The organism is Mesorhizobium sp. CA4 (genome assembly GCF_020165075.1).
Lineage (GTDB): Bacteria > Pseudomonadota > Alphaproteobacteria > Rhizobiales > Rhizobiaceae > Mesorhizobium.
The window spans coordinates 25228-50026 of the sequence record NZ_JAIUHK010000014.1 but is presented as its reverse complement, the minus strand read 5'-3'; the positions used below and the strand labels follow the sequence as shown (position 1 = coordinate 50026).

Genomic DNA, 24799 nt, shown 5'->3' with positions numbered 1-24799 from the left:
GGGACAGTGCTCATTTTACTATCGAAAAATAGCTAGTAAACCTCCAGGCCGGGCGCTGGCGCCTCATCTCCCGAGAGAGGGGGGCCGGAAGGGGCGGCCTGCCGGGTTTGGAGAGCGTCCGGCTGGCCGCTCTTTTCCCGCTCTCGGCAGGATTTCCCATGAAGATGATCACATCCGGTGCCGCGAACGCGGCCGCCACCTCTCTTGCGCCAGCCGATCGCGCAGGTCGAGCGGGCAAGATCCTCCACGCCGGCCATGGCTTTTTGCCGTTTCTTGAGCGCGGCCAGGCCATCGGCGCAGCCGATCTCCGAACCGTCTTGACGAACGCCTTCGGCGGCTCGGACGCCGAAGGTTTCTGGGCCTGGAAGGATGCCTATGAGGCGACCGAGGTCGCGCAGGTGTTGTTCCTGCGCAAGTTCGGCGCGGCGATTTCCGCTCGCGCGGCGCAGACCACGCTTGCGATGCTGACCAAGGTTGCGGGCCTGGTCCCGACCCACACGCGGCGCTCCGAGGAAAGCCAACAGCTCCAGCAATTTTCGACGCCGATGCCGCTTGGCTTTGTCGCGGCCCGCGCCGCCGGGGTCATGGCCGACGACACGGTGCTCGAACCGTCCGCCGGAACCGGCCTCATGGCGATCTTCGCCGAACTCGCGCAGGCGCGCCTCTCCCTCAACGAATATGCACCGGTTCGCTATACGCTTCTCGAGCAGCTCTTCCCGGGATCGATGGTGTCGCAGCATGATGCCGCCCACATCGATGACTATCTCGACCGCTCGGTCCGTCCGACCGTCGTCTTGATGAACCCGCCGTTTTCCGCCGGCCTTCACGTCGAAGGCCGCATGGGCGATGCCGCATGGCGTCATCTCGCCTCCGCCTTCGCCCGGCTCGCCCTCGGCGGTCGGCTGGTGTCGATCACCGGCTCCAGCCTTTCCCCCGACAATCTCAAATGGCGCGACGCCTTCGTCCGCCTGCAGGAGCGCGGCACGGTCCTGTTCAGCGCCGCGATCGATGGCTCTGTCTATGCCCGACATGGCACGACGATGGAAACGCGGCTGACGGTGATCGATAAGATCGCCGCTCCCAATCCTGCGAAGTTGGTCTCCTCTCACGGCGTCGCTTCCGATCTGGAGATACTGCTTTCATGGATCTCGGATCTTCCGCCCCGCTCGCCCGCGACCGCGCCGAACTCCATCGGCGCGCTATCGAACGGCGTCCTGCGCGCCTGCGTGACGAAGATGGCCGGCCGCAAGGCCGCCGGCACCGTGCGTCCTGCGGCAGAATCCGCTTCCGCAACGCGCCCTTCGCCCGCCGTCCGCGCACCGCGACCCGTGTCTCTGCCGCCCGCTCATTTCAACGACGAAGTCATCGAACTCTCGTACGAACTGCGCGACGCGGCGCCGAAAGCGCGTGTCGATGTCGCCGACGGCATCTACGAACCGTACCGGCTGCAGGCGATCCACATTCCCGGCGCCAAGCCACACCCGGACAAGCTGGTCGAATCTGTCGCCATGGCATCGGTCGCGCCGCCCAAGCCGACCTATCGTCCGCATCTTCCGAAGCGTGTCGTGAGCAGCGGCGATCTTTCCGATGCCCAGCTTGAAAGCGTGATCTATGCCGGCGAAGCGCACGGCGGCTATCTCGCTGGCCACTGGTCCGTCGATGCGACCTTCGACAATCTGAAAGCCGTTACGCCTGAGACCGAGGGCGCTGTCCGTTTTCGTCGCGGCTGGTTTCTCGGTGATGGCACGGGCGCCGGCAAAGGCCGCCAGGCTGCCGGGATAATTCTGGACAACTGGCTCAAGGGCCGCCGCCGCCATCTGTGGATTTCAAAGTCAGAGACCCTAATCGAGGACGCCCAGCGCGATTGGGCCGCACTGGGACAGGAGAAGCTGCTGGTCACGCCCCTGTCGCGCTTCCGGCAGGGCAAGCCGATCAACCTCGAAGAAGGGATCCTCTTCGTCACCTTTGCCACACTGCGTACCGATGAGCGCGAAGGCAAACGCTCGCGTGTCCAGCAGATCGTCGATTGGCTCGGTCAAGAGGCGGGGAACGCAATGACTTTCGATGGCGTCGTCATCTTCGATGAAGGCCACGCCATGGCCAATGCCGCCGGCGGCAAGTCCGAGCGCGGCGAGAAGACCGCCTCGCAACAAGGCCGCGCCGGCCTGCGCCTGCAACGTGCGCTGCCCGATGCCCGCGTCGTCTATGTCTCGGCGACCCGCGCGTCCGACGTCGAATCCCTCGCCTATGCCGAACGCCTCGGCCTGTGGGGCAGCACCGACTTCCCGTTCTCGACCCGATCCGAGTTTGTCGCGGCGATCGAGGACGGCGGCGTCGCGACGATGGAAGTGCTGGCGCGCGACCTCAAGGCTATGGGTCTCTACGCCTCGCGGTCCTTGTCATTCGAGGGTGTCGAGTACGAAATCATTGAGCACGAACTGACCGAGGAGCAGGTCCGCATCTACGATTCCTATGCCGAGGCCTATCAGGTCATCCATAACAATCTCAACGCGGCGCTCGAAGCCACCGGCATCACCAGTGCGACCGGCAATGGCACGCTCAACAAAAATGCCAAGGCAGCCGCCCGCTCTGCCTTCGAAAGTTCGAAGCAGCGCTTCTTCAATCACCTGCTGACCTCGATGAAGACGCCGGCGCTGATCGGCGCGATCGACAAGGATGTGCAGGAGAGGCATGCGGCAATCGTCCAGATCATCTCCACCGGACAGTCTCTCACCGAACGCCGGCTGGCGGAGATCCCGACCGAGGAGCGGGGCGATATCCAGGTCGACATCACGCCACGCGAGATCGTTGCGGAATTCTTGCACCACTCCTTTCCGATCCAGCTCTTCGAGGAATATTCCGACGCCGAAGGTAATCTCCTGTCGCGGCCGGTCTATGATGCCGACGGTAATCCGGTTCTGTGCCGTGAAGCGGTCGCACGCCGTGACGCATTGCTCGAGCGGCTCGGCAGCCTGCCCGCGATCCCGACCGCGCTCGACCAGGTCGTCCAGAGGTTCGGCACGGATCGCGTTGCCGAGATCACTGGGCGAACGCGCCGCATCGTGCGCCGCGACGATGGCGGCACGATCGACCGCTTCGCCGTCGAAAGCCGACCGGGCAGCGCCAATCTGGACGAAACGCGTGCTTTCATGGACGACGAGAAGCCGATCCTGATCTTCTCCGAAGCTGGCGGCACCGGACGGTCTTATCATGCGGATCTCGGCGCGAAGAACCAGCGCCTGCGTCTGCACAATCTCCTCGAAGCCGGCTGGCGGGCCGACATAGCGATCCAGGGACTTGGGCGCAGCCATCGCACCAACCAGGCGCAGCCGCCGCGCTTCCGCATGGTCGCCACGAACGTCAAGGCGGAGCGCCGCTTCCTGTCGACCATCGCCCGGCGTCTCGACACGCTGGGCGCAATCACGCGCGGGCAACGCCAGACCGGCGGACAGGGGATGTTCCGCTCTGAGGACAATCTCGAATCCCAATATGCCCGCGATGCGCTGCGACAATTTTACAAGCTCATCCATTGCGGCGACATCGCAGGCTGCTCGCTGGATAAATTCGAGACGATTACCGGCCTGTCGCTGACCGCGGAGGAGGGCGGGCTCAAGGACGAGCTGCCGCCGATCCATACCTTCCTCAACCGCATGCTGGCGCTGACCATTGCCATGCAAAACCTGTTGTTCGACGCCTTCGAGCAACTGCTGGCCGCCCGCATCGAGGGGGCGATCGCGGCGGGTGTCTATGACAAGGGCCTGGAGACGCTTGTAGCGGACCGCATGACGGTGAAGGAGCGCAAGCTGGTCTACACCCACCCGGTCACCGGCGCGCAGTCGCATCTGCTGACGATCGAACGCATGGATCGCAACAGGCCGATGCTGCTCTCCGATGCCTTGCAACTTGCCGCTTGTGATTGCCAGGCCAAGCTCATGGTCAACGGCAAGTCCGGCCGCTCGGCCGTGCAGGTTCCGACACGCTCGGTCATGCTCGACGACGGCTCGGTCCAGCCGCGCGTCACGCTCATCCGGCCGACGGTCGAAATCCGCTTCGAGCTGCGTCAGCTTGAAGAAACGAACTGGCAGGAAGCGGACGAGCAGGTCTTTGCCGACGCCTGGAACACCGAGGTTGCCAGTCTGCCAGAGTTTGCCATCTCGACCATGCACATGGTTTCCGGCCTGCTGTTGCCGATCTGGAAATTGCTGCCGCAGGATTTTTGCCGTGTCTATCGGCTTGAGACCGATAAGGGCGAACGCATCGTCGGCCGTCTGATCTCCTCGGAAGGTCTCGCCCGGCTGTGCCAGAATTTCGGGCTTGATCGGACCGAGGTCATAAGCGCCGGCGAGGTGTGGCAATCGCTGCTCAGCGGCTCTGCGGTCATTGGGCTGGCCGGCAACATGACGCTGCGGCGTGTGCGGGTGATGAATGACTATCGCGTCGAACTCACAGGCTTCAGCGACGGGATGCGCGATAGGCTGAGAGCAATAGGCCTGTTCTCCGAAATGATCGCCTGGAAGGTCAGGTTCTTCGTCCCGACCACGGATGACGGACCAGTGATCCTGTCGCGTCTCATGGAGCGGCACCGCATCGTCGACGTTGCCGGCCGTGCGTGACCGCTATGCTGTCCGCCTCGCAACTGGCGGATCGTCTCGCGCGCGACGTCGAGGCGGTCTGCCGCCATTACCTCTCCGCCGGCCGTCGGGGCGGCAACTACTGGATCGTCGGCGACGTCGCCAACAACAAGGGCCGGTCGCTCTATGTGCATCTCGCTGGTCCCCGCAAAGGCCGGTGGACAGATGCCGCGGCCGGGCAATTCGGCGACCTGCTCGACCTTGTTCGCGAAACCTGCGGACTTGTGGATTTCCGCGACGTTGCCGATGAGGCTCGACGTTTTCTGAATGAGCCTAAGCCCGGTTCGTCGTATCGCGGGGACGAGGCCGGCGATGCCCCGCCGGTCGAACGACCGGCTGCCGAACGTGCGCGACGGCTGTTCCGCATGGCGCAGCCGCTTGCCGGCACTTTGGCCGACACCTATCTGCGCCAGCGCGGCATCCTGCGGGCGTCTTTGCATCCGGCGCTGCGCTTCCACCCGTCCTGCTACTACCGGGATCTCGTGACCGGCAGGACGAGCCGCTATCCGGCGCTGATCGCAGCCGTGACCGACCGCTCCGGCGCAATCACCGGCGTGCACCGCACATGGCTCGACCCGCAGGGCGAGGGCAAAGCGAAGGTCGACGATCCGCGCCGCGCGCTCGGCGGGCTGCTTAGGAACGCCGTGCGCTTCCACTTTCCCCTCCATGGCCCTGTGCCGGTCATGGCCGCCGGCGAGGGGCTCGAAAGCATCTTGTCGCTCTCGCACGTGATGCCTGGCATGGCGATGGTGTCAGCGCTGACCGCCAATCACCTCGCCGCTTTCCGGCTCCCGGCAGGATGCGTGCGCCTCTACATCGCCGCCGACGCCGATGCCGCCGGCCGGCACGGCATCGAGGGATTGAGCCGCCGCGCGCGGGCGCTCGGGATCATGCCGCTCGTGCTCGCCCCGGAACTCGGCGACTTCAACGAGGACCTGCGCCGGCTCGGTCCGGCTCGGCTTACCGCGCACCTTCGAAGCCAGCTTGCCACGGAAGACGCTCAGGCCTTTCTGCCCGCGTGAGACGGCCATGAGGCTGGGCGACGGTAGGGCGCGGCGTGGCGGGAGAAGGTCGCTCTCTGCCGGTCGCCGTTCGGTGGGCGCGCGCTCGCCGGCCTGCCGAGAGGCGACCCTTACCATCCGGCGTTCAGGCCTTCAGCGGGTCAGTCAGGTTTCTTCCCTGCCGGGCCGGAGGCGGCCCGGCATTCCTCGCGGCCCAAGAAACCTTCTTGTCCCCGCCCGGCGCTGCGCTGGGCCGCGGCGCGGGCGCCGCGGTTCCGGCCCGCCCGCCGCATGGAAGGGGATCGCCGTCAGGCCGCGAGAGGCGCGGCCCAAACCGACGGAGACCCAGCATGAACCTTACCCTTCCCCTCGACGACGCCTTCGAGCCCAACCACGCCTCGTCCCCGACCGACCGCTTCATCTACGAGATGCAGATCCACGGCCATCGCCCCTTCCAGGACGAGCCGGATTCACGCCCGTTGCCTGAGGAGCCAATGGTCCAGTCGGCGCTGACCGCAGTCTTTGACGCCATGTTCGAAATGCTCGGCGATACACGGCTGGAGCCGGATCTCGAGGACCTTCTCTGGTCGACGGTCAACCTCTTCCATCGCGCCGGCGAGCGCATCCAGCGCGAGCTTCAGCGCAACCAAGACGCGCAGCGCACCGGCCAGCGCGAGCAGGACGGTTCGGAGGTCAAGAGCGTCGAGCTCGAGCGCCACATCGCCGAAGGCATCACGCTTCTCGAGCGCCGCAACGCCTTCGAGTTCATGCGCGATTATGCGGCCGACCTCTTCGAGGCGCAGACCGGATCGGCATGGCGGCCGCGCACCGGCTCGAAGGTGAGCCACGCCAACATGACGGCGGCAATGATCGACTCCAGAGATTTCCTCTCTGCCCGCCGTCGCGCCGAAACCGAGGTGCTGTTGCCTGCCGGCACCAAGATCGTCTTCGGCGGCGGCATGGACTACAACGATCATGAGCGCATCTGGGCCGCGCTGGACAAGGCCTACGCGAAGCACCCGGACATGATCCTGCTGCATGGCGGATCGCCCAAAGGCGCCGAACGCATCGCCGCCTGCTGGGCGGAAGCACGCAAGGTGACGCAGATCGCCTTCAAGCCGAACTGGACGAAGCATGCCAAGGCCGCACCCTTCCGCCGCAACGACGAGATGCTCTCCGTGATGCCCGCAGGCGTCGTCATTTTTCCGGGATCCGGCATCACCGAAAACCTTCGCGACAAGGCCCGCCGCTTCGGCATCAATGTTTGGGAACTTAGAGGAGACGGCGCGTGAGCGCCGTTTTCCTCCTCCGGAGAATCCATCTAGCATGCCGCTTATGCGGACATTCACGATAGACGATTCAGGCAGGCACACTGGCGACGTCCTGGACGCCGCCAGTGCCGAGCCGGTTGTTCTCATCTCGGATGAAAAGCTCCGGTACGCTCTGATGAGCATCGAACGCTACGAACGGATGCGCTCCGTGGGGGATCTACGTCGTGTCGGCCGAACCGCCTAAATGCCGGAGAAACACAAAGAACTGTTCGCGGCGAAGATCGATCGGCTGGCATGCGGCGAAGGTTACGACGGTGAGTCGTAACTGCGACCATGGAGAGAAGTATTGCAAAATACAATCGCATCACAGGAGCGCGACATGGCCACCACAGCCCCGAGAAAGGAAACATCCGTCTCGATGCGATTCCGCGACGACGATCTGACGATCATCGATCGTGGCGCGGAACTGCTCGGCTTGTCGCGCACCGAATTCATGCGCCGCGCCGCATTGCACGAGGCGCAGGTGGCGATCCTCAACGAGACCGTCACCCGCCTCTCGCCCGACGCCTATGATGCCTTCATGCAGGCGATTTCCGCCCCGGCGGCCGCTCCGCCGCCGAAGGCGGCCGAACGGTTGCGACGGATAGCACCCTGGGAAGGCTAGATGGCCCTTCCCGGTATTGAACTGCTCGACGACACGCATCGGCTTGGCGCTTTCGACTCCGGCAGGATGAGAACGCGAGGAGCGACTAGCGCAGTTCTCCATCCAGTTCCGAATCGATCTCATCCAGAGCCGTAAGGGGCAGCATCTCTCCGCGTCGGAATTCTTCTTCAGCTTTCAGCAGCGAACGAAGCGCATGACGGCGATCTTGGTCGCGCGTCATGTTTCCGCGGTTGAGGGCGTGCCGATGTTTTCCTGGCGCCATGTATTGGTTTTCCCGTTGGCGCGCATGTCCGTTCACTCACATCGTCCAATCTTCCACGCGCAGGCCCTCAACCCGTGCAAACTCGCCAGTATTGTTGGTGATGACAGCGAGTTCACGGGCCTTGGCCTGACCGGCGATCAAGGCGTCGTACGGGCCGATGGGTGTTCCCTTCGCAGCAAGGGCCGCCCGGATTTCTCCAGCGACGAAAGCGTCATGCAGGTCGAAATCGAGGATTGGAAAATCGGCGATCATCAGACGTAAGGTTTCGAGATTATGCTGCACCTTGGCGCTCTTGTGTGCACCGAAGTAAAGCTCATGAACGACGATCGAGGACAGGCCAATGCTGCCTTGCGGGCTGTCGAGAACGCGCCTGACCAGCTGATCCGATTTACGCCCGATCAATGCGATGACCGCGTTCGTGTCGAGGACATAGGAAATCACGAAAATACCGCGTCAAGCTCCGGCCGATCCTGCTCTTCCGGCTGCTGCCGGCCATCCGCCATAAAATCGGGGCTTGTTCCGCGGGCCAACGCCGCCTTCAGCGATGTCCATGCCTCCTCGGTCTCGATATGCGGGCGAAGGATTAGCGCATCGCCTTCCTGCGTGATTTCCACGCGCTCCACATTGAAACGAAATTCCTTCGGCAGGCGAACGGCTTGCGAATTGCCAGTCTGAAAAACTCGGGCGAGATGAGGCATGACTATTCTTCCGACGTATATACGATCACGTATATACGTCATTGCGGCCTTTGCTTCAAGACGCGAGATCCGGGCGCATCCAGTGCGGCCGACCCGATCTCTATTCCGCCACCAGGCAGCCTGCAAAGCCAGCATTCGCGACCGAAGGCATGGCGATCCCCTTGCGAGGGGACCGCGCGGAAACGCGCCCTGCGAACCGATCCCGACAGCGCGAGACCGCTAGCTCGCCGACCATTGGTGTGCCTGACTCCACCGACGGTCGGGTGTCCGGACGTTGGCAGGGCGGGGTCTCCCAAAGATCGCCCCTGCGACGGCGGCATGGATACCTCCACCAAGATATTGCAGCGCGGCTTGAATGCGGCGATACGGCTCCAGTCCGGACCGACCTCGCGGACCGTTTAAGGGGATGATGCGGAAGGGGCCGTCATGCGCTTAAAGCGGCCGGGAACGGGCGAGTGCAGGGTGTGGATCGACATGGTGATGGAGCGTTCAGAAGCGCGCGACCGATATCCGCAGCGCTGGACCGGACGGCCATAATGGGTATTCGCTCCCTTCGGCTGCCCCGAACCATTCCCGTTATGTCGCTCGTATAGACGACCGTCTGCTTTTGCGGCCAACCCCTGACGGGGTAAGACTCGCCCGAAATTTTTGCAAAATTCGATTTCGGTTTCTTTGTCCTGGCGGAAAATAGAATTTTGCAAAATTTTCGGCCGAGCTGACCGCAGCAGATCGGCCGTCTCTTCGTGCGCCATCGGGAATGGTCCCGAGCAACCGAAGGAGACAGAACCATGGCCACCACGATCGCAACCCTGACGCAGAAGACCGACGGCTCTCTCGAAGGCGTCTTCGCCACTATCCGGGTCAACGCCCCGATCGCCATCGTCCCGAACGGCCAGAAGGCAAGCGACGAAGCCCCCGACTTCCGCGTCATCCACCGCCGGACCGGCTTCGAGATCGGCGCGGGGTGGAACCGCATCGCCCGCCAGACCGGCGAGGAATACCTTTCGGTGAAGCTGGAAGCCCCGGAGATCGGCGTGATCTTCGGCAACCTCGCTCCCGCCCCAGGCGGCGATCCGAGCAAGAAGGTGATCCTCTGGAACAACCCGAACTGAACGGCAAGCAACCGGCCCCGAGCAATCGGGGCCGGTTTCGCCGCTCAATGTCAGGGTCGTTCCGCGGTCGTTGGAGCGAAAGCGGGCATCGAGCCCGATTTCGCTCCTTCTCGTTGCCACACGGGCGAGGACCTTTCTGCTCAGAACGCCAAGTCTGCCATGAGGCACTCGTGCCGCGTCAAGGACGAGCGGTCCCCCCAAAATTCTACGAATTTCGGCTCCCCCGCTCGCCGCCTCCGGCGGTCGCTACGCGATCCTTGACCCGACCCGATCCTCACGGCCCGCGCGCGTCATCTTTCACATCAACAAAGGAGATGACGACCATGACGATTTCCATCGAACAGCACATCGAGGAACTGCGGGCCGAGCTGCGCAATGCCGTCTACCGCGACGAGCGTCGCTGGATGGAGGCGGAACTGGCGCAGGCCCAAGCGGAACTGGAGGCGGCGATCACCGCACAGGACGCCGGGATCGAGGCCGAGCCTCCCCACTGAGGGAGGCTTTTGCCTGAACGCCCGGTTTGCCACCCCCGGATCGACCGGGGTGGCAAACCAGAAGCTTCGCTTCGCCAGGCATCGCTCTCCTGCGCCCATCAGGCGCGGACGGTCTGGTCTTGTATCCACGCGCCCTCTTTGCCCGCAGCAGCTCGAGAAACATCGACACGGCCTCTTCCTCCCGGTCGAAGTGATGAACCATCGACTGTCCGCCGCAGCCGATGCGCCCCCAACGGCGTGTCAGGCAGGGAGTGCCGAACAAGGTCGTTTCGATGGCAAGCGCATAGAAGCGCGCCATGTTTCGAGCGGCGTCCGTGCGTTCGACATAAAGCCGATAGGGCTGAGCGAGCATGGGACAAGAATCGCTGATCGGCAAATGCCCGTCCAACGACACTTATGAATCGTTTGTCGCGCAGCGATTCGTTTTCGTGATGGATTGCCCGTCCTCTCAAAGCCGGTTTCGGCGAACCGCCTCCGGCGGCCGGGCTCTATTCGCTCGGCTTCGCGTCGCTCACGGAGCCCGCTGCGCGGTCTCCGCCTCCGGTTACGATCCCTTTCGCTGGCGAGCGCGGGCCGGCGTCGACCGGCCGCTTCGCTTCGCTATAAGGGCTCCCGCGCCCCCGAGTCCTGGCAGATCCCACGTGCGACCTGTTCTTGCTTTGATCTCTCTTGCGATTTAGACTCTCGCATTCTCGATAGTTTGGCTCAGTCGGCCAACCGACAGGACCAGCGCAAGCGATCAAGCGAGGTGGCACGATGAGCGAAATTCAGCCTGCTGCCGGCAAGGACCTTCGGGTTGGACGAACAAACCCGGGTCTTTGCTTGCTACGGCTTTTCGCCCGCCTGCTTGGCACCATCGTCGTCGGAAGCGTGGTGACCGTATTTTACTGCGCGTGGCATCTGTCCTTTCTTGCGCTCTGCATGTTCCGCCCTGTCGTCAATCTGCTTGTCCCTGCCGGGCTCGTCATGGTTCCGCTCTCGATCGCGGCCTTCGTGAAACCCGAAGCCGCGAACGGGATCCCGTTCTGGGCCATTCTCCTGATGGCGATCGGCGTCGTCGGCATTGCCACGGGCTATGCGAAATTGTCGACTGGTGCACGCCACCGGGTGAGACCGATCCGTTCGAACGCCATCGCCGTCGCCACTGGCGCTGACGTTTTCCGCGACCTTGATGGTGCTCACGGCTTGACGAAGCGATTGGCCTTGGCCGCCTCGTTCATCTCCTTGCGCCGGAAATAGATCGCACGGCCGCAGCGGATCGGACTGTGGCCCTGCACGATGATGATCTGCTCGTCCTTGCGCATGGATTGGGTGATCTCGTGCGGCATGATCAGCGGCCGACGCTGGAAGTTCACACTCTCGGATTTGCGCGAGCTGGCGTTTTTCACGTCCCAGCCGATGTTGCGCGAGCTCCCCTTCACCTCGACCGTCATTTCCCCGCATTGCGCCGAGACGTTGCGCGCCGTGTCGAGCGCCTTGATCGCGGCGTAGCTTGCGAAGGCGCATCCGTCGATCCACGACGTCGCGCCGTCTTTGCCAAAATGCCGCTCCATCTGCCCGACGGACTGGTACATCAGCATCATGCTGATGCCGTATTTGCGGCCACGGTCGCGGGCCTCCTCCAGCACGCGCATGTATCCGAGCAGATCGACCTCATCGAGCATGAACAGCGCCCGGCGCCTGAAGCCACCGTCGGCCTGGATCATGGCGTTGACCAGCGAGCCGATGATCACACGGCCAATGCCGGGATAGGAGCGCAGGATCGATGCCGGGATATTGAGGAAAACGTCCTTTTTGCCCGATACGATGTCGCTCGACCGGAACGCGTTGCCGCAGACAAGCGCCGCGTAGCTGTCAAGCGACAACCATTGCGTATCCTTCGATGCGGTTGAATACACGCCCGAGAACGTCTGCTCGGTCATGTTGGTGAAGACGCCGAGGGTCTCGCGAATGAAGGCGGACGCGGAATGCTCCTGGATGTCGCGCAGCATTGCCAGCACCGAGGGCTCCGGCTCGGAAACGATCTGCCTCAGGCTGCGCAAATTGCGCCGGCCGGCATAGTCGGGCGACAGCATCACATGGGCGAGAAACCCGGTCAGGAGATTATGCGCCTGGTTCTGGAAGTAGGAGCCGGTTGAATTTTCGAAGCGTACGCTTTCCGACAGCAGCATATGCGCGACGCCGACAATATCTTCTTCCTTCTGACGCGAGGTCCCAATCGCGTCGAGCACGTTGAAGCCCATGACCGGGTTCGTCGGATCGAGCACCATCACCTCGCGGCCGAGCGCGCGGGTTCTGTGCTCGGCCACCATCGGCGCGACCTCGGTGGAGGGGTCGAGGCAGATCAGCGGCCCGGTGTAGCGCAGCGCCGTCGGCACGACATTGCTTGTGGTCTTGTAGCCGCCCGACCCGGCGAAGAAGAGCATATGGGTGGAATCGAAATTCTGCTTGTAGGTGAGCAGTGGCGCCTTGCCGCCTTGCCCCCATGTCGCCGGGTCGTTCGGATCGAACGGCAGCTCATGGACGATTTCCTTGTCGACACGGTAGCGCTCGCCGACGACGATCTCGCCATCAGGCGGAAACAGTTTTGCCGCCGCTGGCATCGGCAGCCAGTCCGCGTCTCCGAAGGTGCCGCGCCTGGCGCGTTTCACCGGTTCGGGAACGACGGTGGAAATGCGTGCGGCAACCGCCACCGCCATGAAGCCGGCGATCGCGCCGATGACGGCAACCATGTCGAGATAGGACAGCGCCTGGTCCCACGACACCGCGCCGCCTTCTACCGACGGGGCCAGCCTGCCGAATTCGCGCAGCGCGTAAAAGCCGGCCACCATCAGAAAGCAGACGAGGCTCGCCATCGCGACCGGCCTGCGCCGGTGCAATGGCAACGCCCAAACGGCCAACAGGCCGGCAAGCGGCCCGAACAAAAGCGCCGGCACGGGCGACGCCCGCAGGAACCAATACTCGGTCTTGCCTGACATGCCCGCTGCCAGTTCCGGCCAGCGCCACCCAACCACATAAACGGCGAAAGCGCTGATGGCGATCGGCACGAGGACGAGCAACAGGCTCGGATGCGGTTTTGCCTCCACGGTCATGCCGGAGTCTCCATGCTCAGCCGGAAACCAGCATCAGGTGCAGGAACCTTGAAAGCAACCTCGCCGAGATCGCGCAGCCGTCGATGCTCGGCCGAACCCGGCGTGACGCCTGCCAGCTCAAGAAGACCTCCGAGCAGAAATGCCCGGTCCGCCTTCGACAGGCCCGCCCTGACGACGATGCCGCCGAGCAGGAATTTTTCGCGGGCCTCGCGCTTGCGGTCAACCGTCATGAGAAACCTCCGCCGCCGTTCCAGACCCGCTAACTGCTGATCGACGCGGCGAAGCAGTTGGACCGGTAGCCCCTTTCTTCTCCGCTTTGCGAAATCGGGCAGTGATCTCCTCGAAGACCGCGTCGAGCTCCTCGTCGGAGATCTCCATTTCCGCCAGACCCGATTTTGTCGCGGCACGCGCAAAGCGCTCGGCGGATTTGGCGATCACTGTTCGCCTGCGCTCGCGCAGTTTCTCGATCTGGGCGTCGATGTCGGAAATCGATGATTTTGCAGCCATGCCGGTGTCCTTGTCGGTTCGAGCAATCTGAACGACGGTGACTATACTATCTAGAAACTGATAGTAAGATAGGCAAGTTTGCCTCATCCCGAAAACGTCGCAGCCGGAATCCGGCGATCGGCCGCCTTCTGGAAAAGCGGCATCGACCCTGCGGTTCGATTGGTTTGAGGGCGCAATATACGTCGCTGGCGCGACGTGCCCGGAAGGTCTGGAGACGACAGTGGCGATCATGTTCGTCAGAGCGCAGGTGATCGGCAGGGGAGCGGGACGCAGCATCGTCTCGGCCGCCGCCTATCGCCATCGCGCCCGGATGATGGACGAACAGGCAGGCACGTCCTTCAGCTATCGCGGCGGCGCGTCCGAGCTGGTGCATGAAGAGCTGGCGCTGCCGGACGACATTCCCGCCTGGCTGAAGACCGCCATAGACGGGAAGACCGTTGCGGCCGCCAGCGAAGCGTTCTGGAATGCGGTCGATGCCTTCGAGACCCGAGCGGACGCGCAGCTTGCCCGCGAACTGATCATCGCCTTGCCGGAGGAATTGACCCGGGCCGAAAACATCGCCTTGGTGCGCGAGTTTGTCCGGGACAATTTTACGGCCAAGGGCATGGTCGCCGACTGGGTGTTTCACGACAAGGACGGCAATCCGCACATCCACCTGATGACCGCCTTGCGGCCGATAACGGCCGAGGGCTTCGGGCCGAAGAAGGTGCCGGTGCTCGGCGAAGAAGGCGAGCCGCTGCGCGTCGTCACGCCCGGCCGGCCGAACGGCAAGATCGTCTACAAGCTCTGGGCCGGCGACAAGGAGACCATGAAGGCGTGGAAGATCGCCTGGGCCGAAACCGCCAGCCGGCATCTGGCGATTGCCGGCCACGAGATCCGCCTCGACGGACGCTCCTATGCCGAGCAGGGTCTCGACGGCATTGCGCAGAAACACCTTGGCCCGGAGAAGGCGGCGCTCGCCCGCAGGGGCATCGAGATGTATTTCGCGCCGGCCGATCTGGCACGCCGGCAAGAAATGGCCGACCGGCTGCTTGCCGATCCTGAGCTTCTTTTGAAGCAGCTCGCCAATGAACGCTCCACCTTTGATGAGAGGGATATCGCCAAGGCGCTGCATCGCTACGTCGACGATCCGGCGGATTTCGCCAATATCCGTGCCCGGCTGATGGCCTCGGACGATCTGGTGCTGCTTAAGCCGCAGCAGGTCGATAGCGAGACCGGCAAGGTTTCCGAACCGGCCGTCTTCACCACAAGAGATATCCTGCGCATCGAATATGACATGGCGCAGTCGGCGCAGGTTTTGTCCGAACGGCGGGGCTTCGCTGTCCCTGATCTTGCTGTCGCGGCAGCGATCGAAAAGGTCGAAACACAGGATTCGCAGAAACCGTTTCGCCTCGATCCCGAGCAAGTCGATGCCGTTCGCCATGTGACCCGCGACAACGCCATCGGAGCCGTCGTAGGTCTTGCCGGCGCGGGCAAGTCGACGCTTCTCGCGGCGGCGCGGGTCGCCTGGGAAGGGGAGGGACGCCGGGTGATCGGTGCAGCCCTTGCCGGCAAGGCGGCGGAGGCACTGGAGGACAGTTCCGGCATCAGGTCGCGCACGCTGGCATCCTGGGAACTGGCATGGGCTAGTGGGCATGGACAGCTCAAACGCGGCGATGTGCTTGTCATCGACGAGGCCGGCATGATCTCCTCGCAGCAGATGGCGCGCGTGCTCAAGGCCGTTGAGGACGCCGGTGCGAAGGCCATTTTGGTCGGTGACGCCATGCAGCTTCAGCCGATCCAGGCAGGCGCAGCGTTCCGGGCGATCAGCGAGCGGATCGGTTTCGCCGAACTTGCCGGCGTGCGCCGCCAGCGCGAACAATGGGCGCGCGAGGCCTCGCGTCTCTTCGCCCGTGGCAAGGTCGAAGAGGGCCTTGATGCCTATGCACAGCAGGGCCGCCTGGTCGAGGCCGAAACCCGTGCCGACCTCGTCGAGCGTATCGTCGCCGATTGGATCGACGCGCGCCGCGACCTGCTTCAGAAATCTGCCGATGGCGAGGATGCGCCCCGTCTTCGTGGCGACGAACTGCTTGTATTGGCGCACACCAACGAGGATGTAAGACGTCTCAACGAATCCCTGCGCAAGGTGATGATGGAGGAGGGCGCCCTGACGGAGGCGCGCGAATTCCAGACGGCGCGCGGGCTTCGTGAATTCGCCACGGGCGATCGGATCCTCTTCCTGGAAAATGCCCGTTTCCTCGAACCCAGGGCAAAACGGCTTGGGCCGCAATATGTGAAAAACGGCATGCTCGGCACAGTCGTTTCCACCGGCGACAAGCGCGGCGATACGCTGTTGACCGTCCGTCTCGACAACGGCCGCGACCTCGTCATCAGCCAGCATAGCTATCGCAACATCGATCACGGCTATGCCACGACCATCCACAAGTCCCAAGGCGCGACCGTCGGCCGGACCTTCGTGCTGGCCACCGGCATGATGGACCAGCATCTGACCTATGTGTCGATGACCCGCCATCGCGATCGCGCCGACCTCTACGCGGCGCGGGAAGATTTTGCGCCGAAGCAGGAATGGGGAGGAAAGGCGCGTGTCGATCACGCCGCCGGCGTCACTGGCGAGCTGGTCGAGACCGGTCAGGCGAAGTTCCGACCGCAGGTTGAGGACTCCAAGGAGAGCCCTTATGCCGATGTGGGGGTCGATGACGGAGCCATCTATCGCGTCTGGGGCGTCAGCCTGCCGAAGGCGCTCGCCGAGGCTGGCGCCTCGACCGGTGACACCGTCACGCTCCGCAAGGACGTTGTCGAAACCGTCAAGGTGAAAGTGCCCGTCATCGATGAAAAGGCGGGCGAGAAGCGCTTCGAGGAACGCGAGGTCGAGCGCAACGTCTGGACCGCGGAACAGGTCGAAGCCGCCGACGTACGGCGGGAGAGGATCGAGCGGGAAAGTCGTCGGCCGGACCTCTTCAGACAACTGGTCGAGCGCCTTGGCCGGTCCGGCGCCAAGACGACGACGCTCGATTTCGAAAGCGAGGAAGGCTACCGGGCGCATGCGCGGGATTTTGCGCGGCGACGCGGCATCGACACGCTCGCCGGCGTCGTGGCCGGGATGGAGGAGCGAGTTTCCCGGCGGCTGGCATGGATTGCGGAACGGCGCGGGCAGGTGGCAAAGCTTTGGGAGCGTGCGAGCGTCGCGCTGGGCTTCGCGATCGAGCGGGAACGGAGTGTTTCCTACAACGAGGCACGCAGCGAATCGCTCACGGCAGAAGTTCCGTCGGCTGGACAATATCTGATTGCGCCGACCGTCGCGTTCGCCCGCAGCGTCGACGAAGATTCGCGCCGCGCGCAGCTTGTCTCGGAACGGTGGAAGGAGCGGGAAGCCATCCTGCGGCCGCTGCTGGAGAAGATCTATCGCGATCCCGATCATGCCCTTTCGGCGCTGGCCGCGCTGGCATCAGACGCGACAATCGAGCCACGCAGACTTGCTGATCATCTGGCAAGCGTGCCCGAGAAGCTCGGCCGCCTGCTGGGGTCCGATCGGATCGTCGATGGCCGTGCTGCTCGCGATGAGCGGAACGCAGCCAAGGCCGCCCTGTCGGAATTGTTGCCGCTCGCTCGCGCCCATGCCACCGAGTTCCGCCGGCAGGCGGAGCGCTTCGGCATCCGCGAGGAGCAGCGCCGCGCGCATATGTCCTTGTCGATCCCGGCACTCTCGAAGCCGGCCATGGCGCGTCTGGTCGAAATCGAGGCGATCCGCGAGCGCGGTGGGGACGACGCCTACAAGGCGGCCTTCGCCTATGCCGTCGAGGATCGCCTTCTAGTCCAGGAGGTCAAAGTTCTCAACGATGCGCTGACGGCACGCTTCGGCTGGAGCGCTTTCACCGCGAAGGCGGATGCTGCTGCTGATCGCAACATGGTCGAGCGTATGCCGGAAGATCTTACTCCCGATCGCCGCGAGAAGCTCGCCCGGCTCTTCGCCGTCGTTCGGCGGTTTGCCGAGGAGCAGCATGTGGCCGAACGGCAGGATCGCTCCAGGATTGTCGCCGGCGCCAGCGTCGCACCGGGCAAGGAGGCGATTGCCCTCTTGCCGATTCTGGCCGCCGTCACGGAGTTCAAGACGCCGGTGGAAGAGGAGGCGCGGGGCAGGGCGCTCGCAGCCCCGCATTATCTTCATCATCGCGCCGCGCTCGCCGAAACGGCGACGCGCATCTGGCGTAATACCGCCGGCGCGGTCGGCAAGATCGAGGAGCTTGTCGTGAAAGGCTTTGCCGGCGAGCGGATCGCGGCGGCCGTCAGCAACGATCCCGCCGCCTACGGCGCGCTGCGCGGAACCGATCGGATGATGGATCGCCTGCTCGCCGTCGGCCGGGAACGCAAGCAAGCGCTCCAGGCCGTGCCGGAAGCGGCGAGCCGTGTGCGTTCGCTCGGCGCCTCCTATGCCTCCGCTTTCGATAGCGAAATCCAGGCCATCACCGAAGAGCGCCGGCGCATGGCGGTCGCCATTCCCGGCCTGTCGCAAGCGGCGGAGGACGCGCTCAGGCAACTGGTGGCGGCGAGGAAGCAGAATGTCGCCCAGCAAGACGTCGCCGCAGGTTCGATCGATCGGCGCGTTGTCCAGGAATTCGCCATGGTCAGTCGGGCGCTCGACGAGCGCTTTGGTCTTAATGCGATCCTGCGCGGCGAAAAGGACGCCATCAATCGCGTGGCGCCGGCGCAGCGCAGCGCATTTCAGGCCATGCGGGATCGGCTGCAGGTCCTGCAGCAGACGGTTCGCACGCAAAGCAGCCAGGAAATTATTTCCGAGCGGCAGCGGCGCGTTATCGACCGCGCCCACGGCGTCACCCGATGAGCATCTTGGAGAAAAGAGAAGTCTAAGTTTGTGGGGCGGGCGAGACCCCTTGCTCACACTAGCCCTCTTCCGGTAAAGCTCCGCGCCCGCAATGGAAGCGCCTGAGACGCCAATCATATTCAGCAAGTGGCTTCTATTGCAGCTCGTATAAATAAGGAAGGACTTATGAGGCGTCAGCCCAGACCGTTCATTGTCGAAGTCAGACAGAAGCGCAGCCATCAAAAAGGCAGTCATTCCATTTGGGCTGGTGTCGATCTGTCAACAGCTTTCGCCGAGACAGCAAGGAAACTCGAGGAGATCAATGAGCCGAGCCGAGAGCTTATTGACTCCAATTTCGTGGCCGTTAATGCTGAACCGGTTCAAAAAGAAGAGGCGGAGCGTCACATGGTAGATCCTGAACAAGCTGAATCAGTAGAGGCCGCCGCGAAAGGCGTTGCGACGCCAGGCGACAAGAAGAAAACCCGGCGCCCGCGAAACGCAAAGGCAGAAACTAGGGAAACTGCCCGTAAGAATGGCGCCACACCGTCAATCGAAGTTAAAACACCGCAACCCGTTCGACTTGCCCGTAAGGTCTATTCCGCGGAGCAGCGTGCGCAAAAACTCAGCCAGATCGAAAAGCTGATTAGTGGCGGCGCCACTCTCAGAAGCGCCGTAGAGCAGGCAGGCACATCGGAGCAGACCTATTATCAATGGAAGAAGAAAGCTGCCGCACCTGCGCAAGCCGGTGACGATCTCAAGGATCTTCTGGCGCTCGAGGAAGAAAACAAGCGGCTGAGGAATCTGCTTGCGGGACGCCTGCGCAAGGAAAACGCAGAGCTAAAGAAAAGGCTGGGGCTGCAGTAAGGTGGAGCTTTCGGGCCTAAAACGAGCGGTGCCACGCCGGGCCGGTCTTTTGGCCCATTCATAGTGATCGCGTCAAACTGGCGCTCAACGGAGCGCGGGGTAACGGCCGTCGTTCGCATTCTGCAGGAGTAGCGGGCAGAGAGAAGCAAAAGTGTCGATCGAACTGCGCCATCTTCGGGTCTTCCTTGCGGTCGCGAACGAGGGCAATTTTCGGCGTGCCCACCGCCCCTCACCCGATGCTGCTCGAGAGTGGACGTTCCGCCAGACACTTTTATGCAAAGGTTCTACCCGATAGGGCGGTCAGGTCGGACGACCATAGGATAGGAACAAAAGGGGTGACGGTTCGTTCACTTGTTTCGGTTATTTCGGATATTGCGATTGCTGATTCGCGGTGCTATATCCGTGAAACATAGGGAAGACGACCATGACTACGCTGCTCGAACGACCGATATTGCCTTCGGCCGACGATGCCGAATTGGCTGCGCAGGCCAGCCGCCAGCTTTCTAGAGCTAAACACGAAGGCGCGGAATTGCGCGTACAAGTGGATGGCGGAGAGATGCTGCGCCTGCCTAAGGCAGTGAATGATCTCCTTTATCATTTGCTGACTGAAATGGCCCAGGGTAACGCCGTTACCCTATTTCCAATCCATGCCGAACTGACCACTCAGGAAGCTGCTGACTACCTGAACGTGTCACGACCTTATCTTGTTCGTCTCCTCGAGGAGGGTAAGGTGAAGTTCCATATGGTAGGAACTCATCGACGGGTAAAATTCCGCGATTTGGAGGCCTTCCGTAAGTCAACTGAGGAGGAGCGCCAGCGCGTGATGGACGAACTCGCGGCCCAAGCGCAGGAGTTGGGGATGGGCTATTAGGAAATCCAGTTACACGGTCATTCTCGACGCTTGTGTATTGTACCCAGCCCCGCTGCGAGACTTCCTGATGGAGCTTGCAGCGGGAGGGCTGTTTCGTGCGAAATGGACTGAAAAAATCCACGACGAATGGATCCGCAACGTCCTTAAGGATCGTGAAGACCTCAAGCTGGAACAGCTTTTGCGGACAAAGCAACTGATGAACCAAGCGGTGCCTGACTGTACCGTTGAAGGCTATGAGGACTTGATTGAAGGTGTGAAGCTACCTGACGGTGATGACAGACACGTTCTTGCGGCCGCCATCCACGCGGCATGTGACGCCATCATCACGTTCAACCTAAAAGACTTTCCGCGAGACTATCTTGCCAAGTACCAGCTAGAGCTCCTGCACCCGGATGAATTTCTGTTCCACCAATTTGGCCTGAATACAGCCGCCGTTGTTGTGGCAGCACAACGGTGTCGCGCGCGCTTGAAAAATCCCCCTAGAACGGCAGAGGAATACCTCGACACCCTTGAACGGCAAGGACTCACCAAAACCGTAGCCGAACTCCGACACTACGCTTCCGTCATTTAGCCCTCCAGAAGCGAGCCCGGCGCATCTGCATAGTGTCTCGCATGCCAGCCGGCACTGCCGATCTAGCCAACTTGCGCAGAATCGAGCTCCGTTGTTGTTGGACAATTACCGAAGCGGCGCTCTCGATGCTCATGCCGGCGGATGAACTCCTGCGTCTCGTTCGCCGCCGCACGACGAAAGCGGCTTTCGATCGATCAAAGTCACTGTCAGCAATTGCGTGAATGCTCGTGCGAACGATACGGCCTGTGTTCTGCAGTCACCCGGTAGGCCGGTCAGGCGAGCTACGATTTCTGAGCGGCAGAGGCGCGTCATGGACCGCGCGCGCGGCGTCAGCCGATGAGCATCTTGGAGCAAAATTGAAAGAGCTCGTATGGAAATTCCTCACATGGGACATGTCGGGGTGGAAACAGCCTGGCTGCACGGTTTCGAGCTGTGCGATTCAGCGAGCAAGGGTTGTGTAGCTCGGCCCAAATCAGGCAACGTTCAGTGGTCAGAAATGGCCATTGCCGTTGCCCGCCACCTTCCGTTAGCACTGCAATGAAATGGATCGGGGACGCATCCCTGATCAATAAAACATTAGGATTTCAGCGTCGATGATGAAGACCAGCATCGATCATTTGCCTGAGAAGAAGCAGCGCGAACTGGGTCGCATCATGGATATCCTCCATGAGGAGTTCGAGGATGCGCTGGCGGACAGTTCGAGCGAATTCAAGAAGAAGGGTCGTATTCTCAAGACGGTCCTGTTCGGCTCGTACGCCCGTGGCGATTGGGTCGACGAGCCGCATACGATGAAAGGCTACCGCTCGGACTACGACCTGTTGATCGTCGTGAATAATCGCAAGCTGGCCGACTTCGCCTATTGGTACAAAGCAAAGGATCGCCTCGATCGCGATCGGGGCGTGAACACGCCTACAAATTTCATCGTACATTCGCGACGCGAGGTGAATACAGCACTGCGCGAGGGGCAGTATTTTTTCACTGACATCCGACGCGATGGGATCGTGCTTTACGAGCTGGACGACGAGCCGCTGGCCGATCCCCGGCCGCTCACTCCGAAGGACGCTTATGACACTGCGAAAGAGCACTTCGACGAACGACTTCAGCAAACCAAGTCATTCATGAGAGTGTTCGATTTTTGCCTTCGCGAGAAAGATTATAAGCACGCCGCTTTCGAGCTGCATCAGGCGATTGAGAACACCTACGCCGCACTTCTGTTGGTGCTGACCAACTACAGCCCGCCGTCGCACAAGTTGTCCTTCCTGCGGGCCTTGGCGGAAGAGCGGGAACGACGACTTGCCGAAGCTTGGCCGCGCGACCAGCAACGCTATCGTGCCTGGTTCAACACGCTGAACGAGGCGTATGTCAAAGCGCGGTATTCCAAGCATTACGCGATCAGCGAAGAAGCCCTCGTTTGGCTCGGCGAGCGTACCGGCGAACTCCACAGGCTTGTCGAAGAGGTCTGTCGTGCTCATCTGGCACGGTTGAAGGAAGTCGCGGATGGCTGACGCCTCAGCTCTCTGCTCTCATCCAGCGTGCGCTTCGACAGACCTGCAGTATACGACAGCCCTGATTTGAGGTTCAGGGACCTCGTGTTCAGGCCAGATCCGCGCTCTTTTCCAGTGCAGCAGCCCGGGAGTGTAGTACCCGATCCCCGGCGTCGCGACACCGAGCGGTGTCCCGATCCCGGCGAAATTCAGTTTGAAGTGATATCCAGATTTCACGACGACGAAATCCCGGCTGGCCATATCGATGCCCTGGCTCGCAAACGCCGCCGGATCATGCGTGAAGCCCGGCTTGCTCGTCAGCATGATGCTCAGCCGGTCATCGATAACCAACACCGCAGTGCGGCCGAGCGACGTTTCTTCGCCGGCACCGAACGGGCCCTTTATTACAAAGCGACCGTCGGTAATTGATGCAACCACCCCGCAAACGCTGAGAGGCGCGAAACCTGGCGTGAGCCGCCCGCCTATGTCGAGCGTAACTCGAGTGCCTGTGCCAGCCTTCGCAGCTGCTTCGACGCTTGTCGGATCCGTAACGGGAACAGCGCCACGAAGACAGCCGCCTCGATCCAGCGCGTGCTCGAGGATGGCCGTGCTGTCGCCGGGCGCCCCTGCCAGAACCCGATCGCCCATGTCAGCGAGGATGTACGGACGCCGGCCAGAGACTCGCGCAACGACATCAAGCGCCTCGTCGATCGCGGGAAGACTATCTCGGAAGCGCTCGCGCCAGGCCCAGAAACGCTGGGCGAGTTCCGCTGCCGCTGCTTGCGCAAGCTGGCTCGGACCATGCGTCAGCACGACAATCGCTTGCCCCATGTCCTCGTCATCCGAGTAGGGGTAGACATTGAACAGAGATATGTCCCAGATCTCCGGATGGGCCGCGGCGATGGCCCGCGCACGTGCGTGGAGCTCGGCGAGCGGGCCGGCGCCAGTCTCGGCGGCTCCAGGCAGGATCATGGGCACCTTGGCCATCGTGAGGACCGGTTCCAACATCCCATCCAGCACAGCCGTAAGGCATTCGACGACCCGCTCGCCACACGAAACCACATCGGAATGCGGGTTTTCCTTGCACGCAATGCAGATCTCGACCGAGCGGAGCATGGCCGGCGTAACATGGGCGTGCAGGTCAAGACCGATGCCAATCGGGACATCGGGTCCAACTGCTTCGCGCAAGCGAACAAGAAGATCGCCGTCGGCATCCGGCAGCTCGGTCGTCGCCATTGCACCATGCAATTCCAGGGCTATGGCGTCATATCGTTTCTGGCGAGCCGAAGCTATCAACGTGTCCCGGAGCTGAATGTAGAAGTGATGATCCAACAGGCCGCCAGGGGGAGCCACTGCCGAAACGGTCGGCACCACCTCGTACCCGAGTTCCGTTCCCCGCTTGACGATGCCGCCGAGCGTCGTTCCAGAGCGCCGTGCGTGTTCAAGTAATTCCTCGCCATCCTTGATTTCGAAAGCCTCACCTGCAGTGATCTGCGGGCTGAAACTGTGCGACTCATGAAACAGGCGTCCAACAAGAATGCGTCGAGGGGTCGACGCGCTCGCGTCTGGCCAGCGTTGTGCGTCGGCTCGGCGTGATGGCATTGCTGGGTGCACAATTTATCTCCTTCTCGACGCGAGAAGCCAACCGCCTAGGCCTCATCCCCGGCGATCAGGGTCGCTTCGCCGCCGCGCAATTTCGATCGTGCTCATGAGGACTAGAGAGACCAGCGTCAGAACAGTCGAAACGGCCGCGATGACTGGTGTTAGATTGAAATCAATGTCCTCGAACATTTTGCGGGTAATCGTCTTGCCCTCGACGCCCGAAATGAAGAAAGCGACGGTCGCTTCATCGAATGAGGCGAGGAAGGCGAAGACCGCGCCAGCGGCAACGCCGGGCACAATGTTCGGCAGCACGATGTGAAAGAAGGCCTGTATTCGCGTGGCGCCGCAGTTGAGCGCTGCAAGTTCGAGGTTCGCATCGAAGCGTTGCAGGGCGGCACTCACCGTGATCACCACATAGGGGACCGCGAGCATGGAATGGGCTATCACAAACCCATAGAAATTCCCCACCAGGCCGAGGGGAGCGAAGAAAAGATAGAGCGCCACGGCGATGACGATATGGGGCACAATCAGCGGAGCCAACGTCAACGCCTGCAGGAACTCTTTGCCCGGCAAGCGGCCCCGAACCAGGGCGACAGCGGCAAGCGTTCCGATCACTGTAGCCGAAATTGTAGTGGCCACGGCAATGCGAACGCTGAACCAGGTCGCCGCCATCCAGTCCGGATCGCTGAAATACGCCTCGTACCATTTATACGTCAGGCCATGTGGCGGAAATTCGATATAGGGCGAGGTTCCGATCGACATCGGGACGACGATGAGCGTGGGCAGAAGAAGGAAGAACAGGATTAGCCCGATCGCCAGCGCGGCAACAACCACGGCCGGACCGTTTCGCATGCCG

Annotated in this window: 20 protein-coding genes and 2 pseudogenes; 13 read left to right on the top strand and 9 right to left on the bottom strand. The window is 62.3% G+C overall.

All coding sequences use genetic code 11. From position 1 onward, the window contains the following. The first annotated feature begins 158 nt into the window (after nucleotides 1-158). The 5 genes and pseudogenes from LB528_RS13755 to LB528_RS13735 all read left to right on the top strand — a co-directional run bounded on the left by LB528_RS13755 (nucleotide 159) and on the right by LB528_RS13735 (nucleotide 7567). A complete protein-coding gene (locus LB528_RS13755; RefSeq protein WP_224513619.1) occupies nucleotides 159-4613 on the top strand; it encodes a strawberry notch family protein in 4455 nt (1484 codons plus the stop codon). Nucleotides 4614-4618: 5 nt separating this feature from the next. Then, the gene (locus LB528_RS13750; RefSeq protein ID WP_224513745.1) at nucleotides 4619-5653 is read left to right on the top strand and encodes a toprim domain-containing protein; all 1035 of its coding nucleotides are present in this window, start codon (nucleotides 4619-4621) and stop codon (nucleotides 5651-5653) included. 329 nt (nucleotides 5654-5982) lie between these two features. Next, entirely contained in the window at nucleotides 5983-6924 is a 942-nt protein-coding gene (locus tag LB528_RS13745; RefSeq protein ID WP_224513621.1) for a DUF2493 domain-containing protein, read from the top strand. Nucleotides 6925-6967: 43 nt separating this feature from the next. Next, nucleotides 6968-7228: pseudogene (locus tag LB528_RS13740) on the top strand (type II toxin-antitoxin system prevent-host-death family antitoxin). A 54-nt stretch (nucleotides 7229-7282) separates the two neighbouring features. After that, nucleotides 7283-7567, top strand: coding sequence for a DUF1778 domain-containing protein (locus LB528_RS13735; RefSeq protein ID WP_224513624.1), 285 nt, complete (start codon nucleotides 7283-7285; stop codon nucleotides 7565-7567). A gap of 85 nt (nucleotides 7568-7652) precedes the next feature. Here LB528_RS13735 and LB528_RS13730 read toward each other — a convergent pair whose 3' ends face one another. Genes LB528_RS13730 through LB528_RS13720 form a run of 3 tightly spaced genes read right to left on the bottom strand, consistent with a single transcriptional unit; the run spans nucleotide 7653 to nucleotide 8527 of the window. Then, complete coding sequence (locus LB528_RS13730) at nucleotides 7653-7865, bottom strand: CopG family transcriptional regulator (protein WP_224513626.1); 213 nt, start codon at nucleotides 7863-7865, stop codon at nucleotides 7653-7655. Beyond that, nucleotides 7866-8270: a type II toxin-antitoxin system VapC family toxin gene (locus tag LB528_RS13725; RefSeq protein ID WP_224513627.1), complete on the bottom strand. Its 405-nt coding sequence runs from the start codon at nucleotides 8268-8270 to the stop codon at nucleotides 7866-7868. Beyond that, nucleotides 8267-8527: an antitoxin gene (locus tag LB528_RS13720; RefSeq protein ID WP_224513628.1), complete on the bottom strand. Its 261-nt coding sequence runs from the start codon at nucleotides 8525-8527 to the stop codon at nucleotides 8267-8269. The genes LB528_RS13725 and LB528_RS13720 overlap by 4 nt, the downstream gene beginning before the upstream one ends. A gap of 788 nt (nucleotides 8528-9315) precedes the next feature. Between LB528_RS13720 and LB528_RS13715 the strand changes: the two genes are divergently transcribed. Then, entirely contained in the window at nucleotides 9316-9639 is a 324-nt protein-coding gene (locus tag LB528_RS13715) for a DUF736 domain-containing protein (RefSeq protein ID WP_224513630.1), read from the top strand. A 323-nt stretch (nucleotides 9640-9962) separates the two neighbouring features. After that, nucleotides 9963-10133 carry a hypothetical protein gene (locus LB528_RS13710; RefSeq protein ID WP_224513631.1) on the top strand — a complete coding sequence of 57 codons (171 nt, stop codon included), beginning with the start codon at nucleotides 9963-9965 and terminating at the stop codon, nucleotides 10131-10133. 94 nt (nucleotides 10134-10227) lie between these two features. Here the strand turns inward: LB528_RS13710 and LB528_RS13705 are convergent. Then, a pseudogene (locus LB528_RS13705) lies at nucleotides 10228-10485 on the bottom strand (WGR domain-containing protein); the annotation flags it as partial. 404 nt (nucleotides 10486-10889) lie between these two features. Here LB528_RS13705 and LB528_RS13700 point away from each other — a divergent pair. Further along, complete coding sequence (locus tag LB528_RS13700) at nucleotides 10890-11372, top strand: hypothetical protein (RefSeq protein WP_224513632.1); 483 nt, start codon at nucleotides 10890-10892, stop codon at nucleotides 11370-11372. On the opposite strand, the gene traG is transcribed toward LB528_RS13700, so the two are convergent. Genes traG through LB528_RS13685 form a run of 3 tightly spaced genes read right to left on the bottom strand, consistent with a single transcriptional unit; the run spans nucleotide 11312 to nucleotide 13732 of the window. Beyond that, nucleotides 11312-13225: a Ti-type conjugative transfer system protein TraG gene (gene traG, locus LB528_RS13695; RefSeq protein WP_224513633.1), complete on the bottom strand. Its 1914-nt coding sequence runs from the start codon at nucleotides 13223-13225 to the stop codon at nucleotides 11312-11314. The genes LB528_RS13700 and traG overlap by 61 nt on opposite strands. Then, complete coding sequence (locus tag LB528_RS13690; protein ID WP_224513634.1) at nucleotides 13222-13455, bottom strand: conjugal transfer protein TraD; 234 nt, start codon at nucleotides 13453-13455, stop codon at nucleotides 13222-13224. The genes traG and LB528_RS13690 overlap by 4 nt, the downstream gene beginning before the upstream one ends. Further along, nucleotides 13445-13732: a TraC family protein gene (locus tag LB528_RS13685; protein WP_224513747.1), complete on the bottom strand. Its 288-nt coding sequence runs from the start codon at nucleotides 13730-13732 to the stop codon at nucleotides 13445-13447. The genes LB528_RS13690 and LB528_RS13685 overlap by 11 nt, the downstream gene beginning before the upstream one ends. A gap of 220 nt (nucleotides 13733-13952) precedes the next feature. Between LB528_RS13685 and traA the strand changes: the two genes are divergently transcribed. The 5 genes from traA (at nucleotide 13953) to LB528_RS13660 (ending at nucleotide 22362) form a co-directional block, all read left to right on the top strand. After that, nucleotides 13953-18572 carry a Ti-type conjugative transfer relaxase TraA gene (gene traA / locus LB528_RS13680; RefSeq protein ID WP_224513635.1) on the top strand — a complete coding sequence of 1540 codons (4620 nt, stop codon included), beginning with the start codon at nucleotides 13953-13955 and terminating at the stop codon, nucleotides 18570-18572. Nucleotides 18573-18737: 165 nt separating this feature from the next. Continuing rightward, nucleotides 18738-19415, top strand: a complete 678-nt coding sequence (locus LB528_RS13675) for a transposase (protein WP_224513637.1) — start codon at nucleotides 18738-18740, stop codon at nucleotides 19413-19415. A 424-nt stretch (nucleotides 19416-19839) separates the two neighbouring features. Further along, nucleotides 19840-20286 (top strand): helix-turn-helix domain-containing protein, encoded by a 447-nt coding sequence (locus tag LB528_RS13670; protein WP_224513639.1) that lies wholly within the window; start codon nucleotides 19840-19842, stop codon nucleotides 20284-20286. Beyond that, nucleotides 20282-20857 (top strand): PIN domain-containing protein, encoded by a 576-nt coding sequence (locus tag LB528_RS13665; RefSeq protein ID WP_224715259.1) that lies wholly within the window; start codon nucleotides 20282-20284, stop codon nucleotides 20855-20857. Before LB528_RS13670 ends, LB528_RS13665 begins: the two co-directional genes overlap by 5 nt. A gap of 596 nt (nucleotides 20858-21453) precedes the next feature. Then, on the top strand, nucleotides 21454-22362 hold the full coding sequence (locus LB528_RS13660; protein ID WP_224513749.1) for a nucleotidyltransferase and HEPN domain-containing protein: 909 nt from the start codon (nucleotides 21454-21456) through the stop codon (nucleotides 22360-22362). An 18-nt stretch (nucleotides 22363-22380) separates the two neighbouring features. Here the strand turns inward: LB528_RS13660 and LB528_RS13655 are convergent, their stop codons facing one another. Further along, nucleotides 22381-23955: a M81 family metallopeptidase gene (locus LB528_RS13655; protein WP_224513641.1), complete on the bottom strand. Its 1575-nt coding sequence runs from the start codon at nucleotides 23953-23955 to the stop codon at nucleotides 22381-22383. A 42-nt stretch (nucleotides 23956-23997) separates the two neighbouring features. Beyond that, nucleotides 23998-24795, bottom strand: coding sequence for an ABC transporter permease (locus LB528_RS13650; protein ID WP_224513750.1), 798 nt, complete (start codon nucleotides 24793-24795; stop codon nucleotides 23998-24000). Nucleotides 24796-24799 lie beyond the last annotated feature (4 nt).

Bases quoted from the DNA above. Each gene is read 5' to 3' on its own strand.
- LB528_RS13755 (WP_224513619.1), top strand. From the start codon at position 159: ATGAAGATGATCACATCCGGTGCCGCGAACGCGGCCGCCACCTCTCTT.
- LB528_RS13750 (WP_224513745.1), top strand. From the start codon at position 4,619: ATGCTGTCCGCCTCGCAACTGGCGGATCGTCTCGCGCGCGACGTCGAG.
- LB528_RS13745 (WP_224513621.1), top strand. From the start codon at position 5,983: ATGAACCTTACCCTTCCCCTCGACGACGCCTTCGAGCCCAACCACGCC.
- LB528_RS13735 (WP_224513624.1), top strand. From the start codon at position 7,283: ATGGCCACCACAGCCCCGAGAAAGGAAACATCCGTCTCGATGCGATTC.
- LB528_RS13720 (WP_224513628.1), bottom strand. From the start codon at position 8,527: ATGCCTCATCTCGCCCGAGTTTTTCAGACTGGCAATTCGCAAGCCGTT.
- LB528_RS13715 (WP_224513630.1), top strand. From the start codon at position 9,316: ATGGCCACCACGATCGCAACCCTGACGCAGAAGACCGACGGCTCTCTC.
- LB528_RS13710 (WP_224513631.1), top strand. From the start codon at position 9,963: ATGACGATTTCCATCGAACAGCACATCGAGGAACTGCGGGCCGAGCTG.
- LB528_RS13700 (WP_224513632.1), top strand. From the start codon at position 10,890: ATGAGCGAAATTCAGCCTGCTGCCGGCAAGGACCTTCGGGTTGGACGA.
- traG (WP_224513633.1), bottom strand. From the start codon at position 13,225: ATGACCGTGGAGGCAAAACCGCATCCGAGCCTGTTGCTCGTCCTCGTG.
- LB528_RS13690 (WP_224513634.1), bottom strand. From the start codon at position 13,455: ATGACGGTTGACCGCAAGCGCGAGGCCCGCGAAAAATTCCTGCTCGGC.
- LB528_RS13685 (WP_224513747.1), bottom strand. From the start codon at position 13,732: ATGGCTGCAAAATCATCGATTTCCGACATCGACGCCCAGATCGAGAAA.
- LB528_RS13675 (WP_224513637.1), top strand. From the start codon at position 18,738: ATGAGGCGTCAGCCCAGACCGTTCATTGTCGAAGTCAGACAGAAGCGC.
- LB528_RS13670 (WP_224513639.1), top strand. From the start codon at position 19,840: ATGACTACGCTGCTCGAACGACCGATATTGCCTTCGGCCGACGATGCC.
- LB528_RS13660 (WP_224513749.1), top strand. From the start codon at position 21,454: ATGAAGACCAGCATCGATCATTTGCCTGAGAAGAAGCAGCGCGAACTG.
- LB528_RS13650 (WP_224513750.1), bottom strand. From the start codon at position 24,795: ATGCGAAACGGTCCGGCCGTGGTTGTTGCCGCGCTGGCGATCGGGCTA.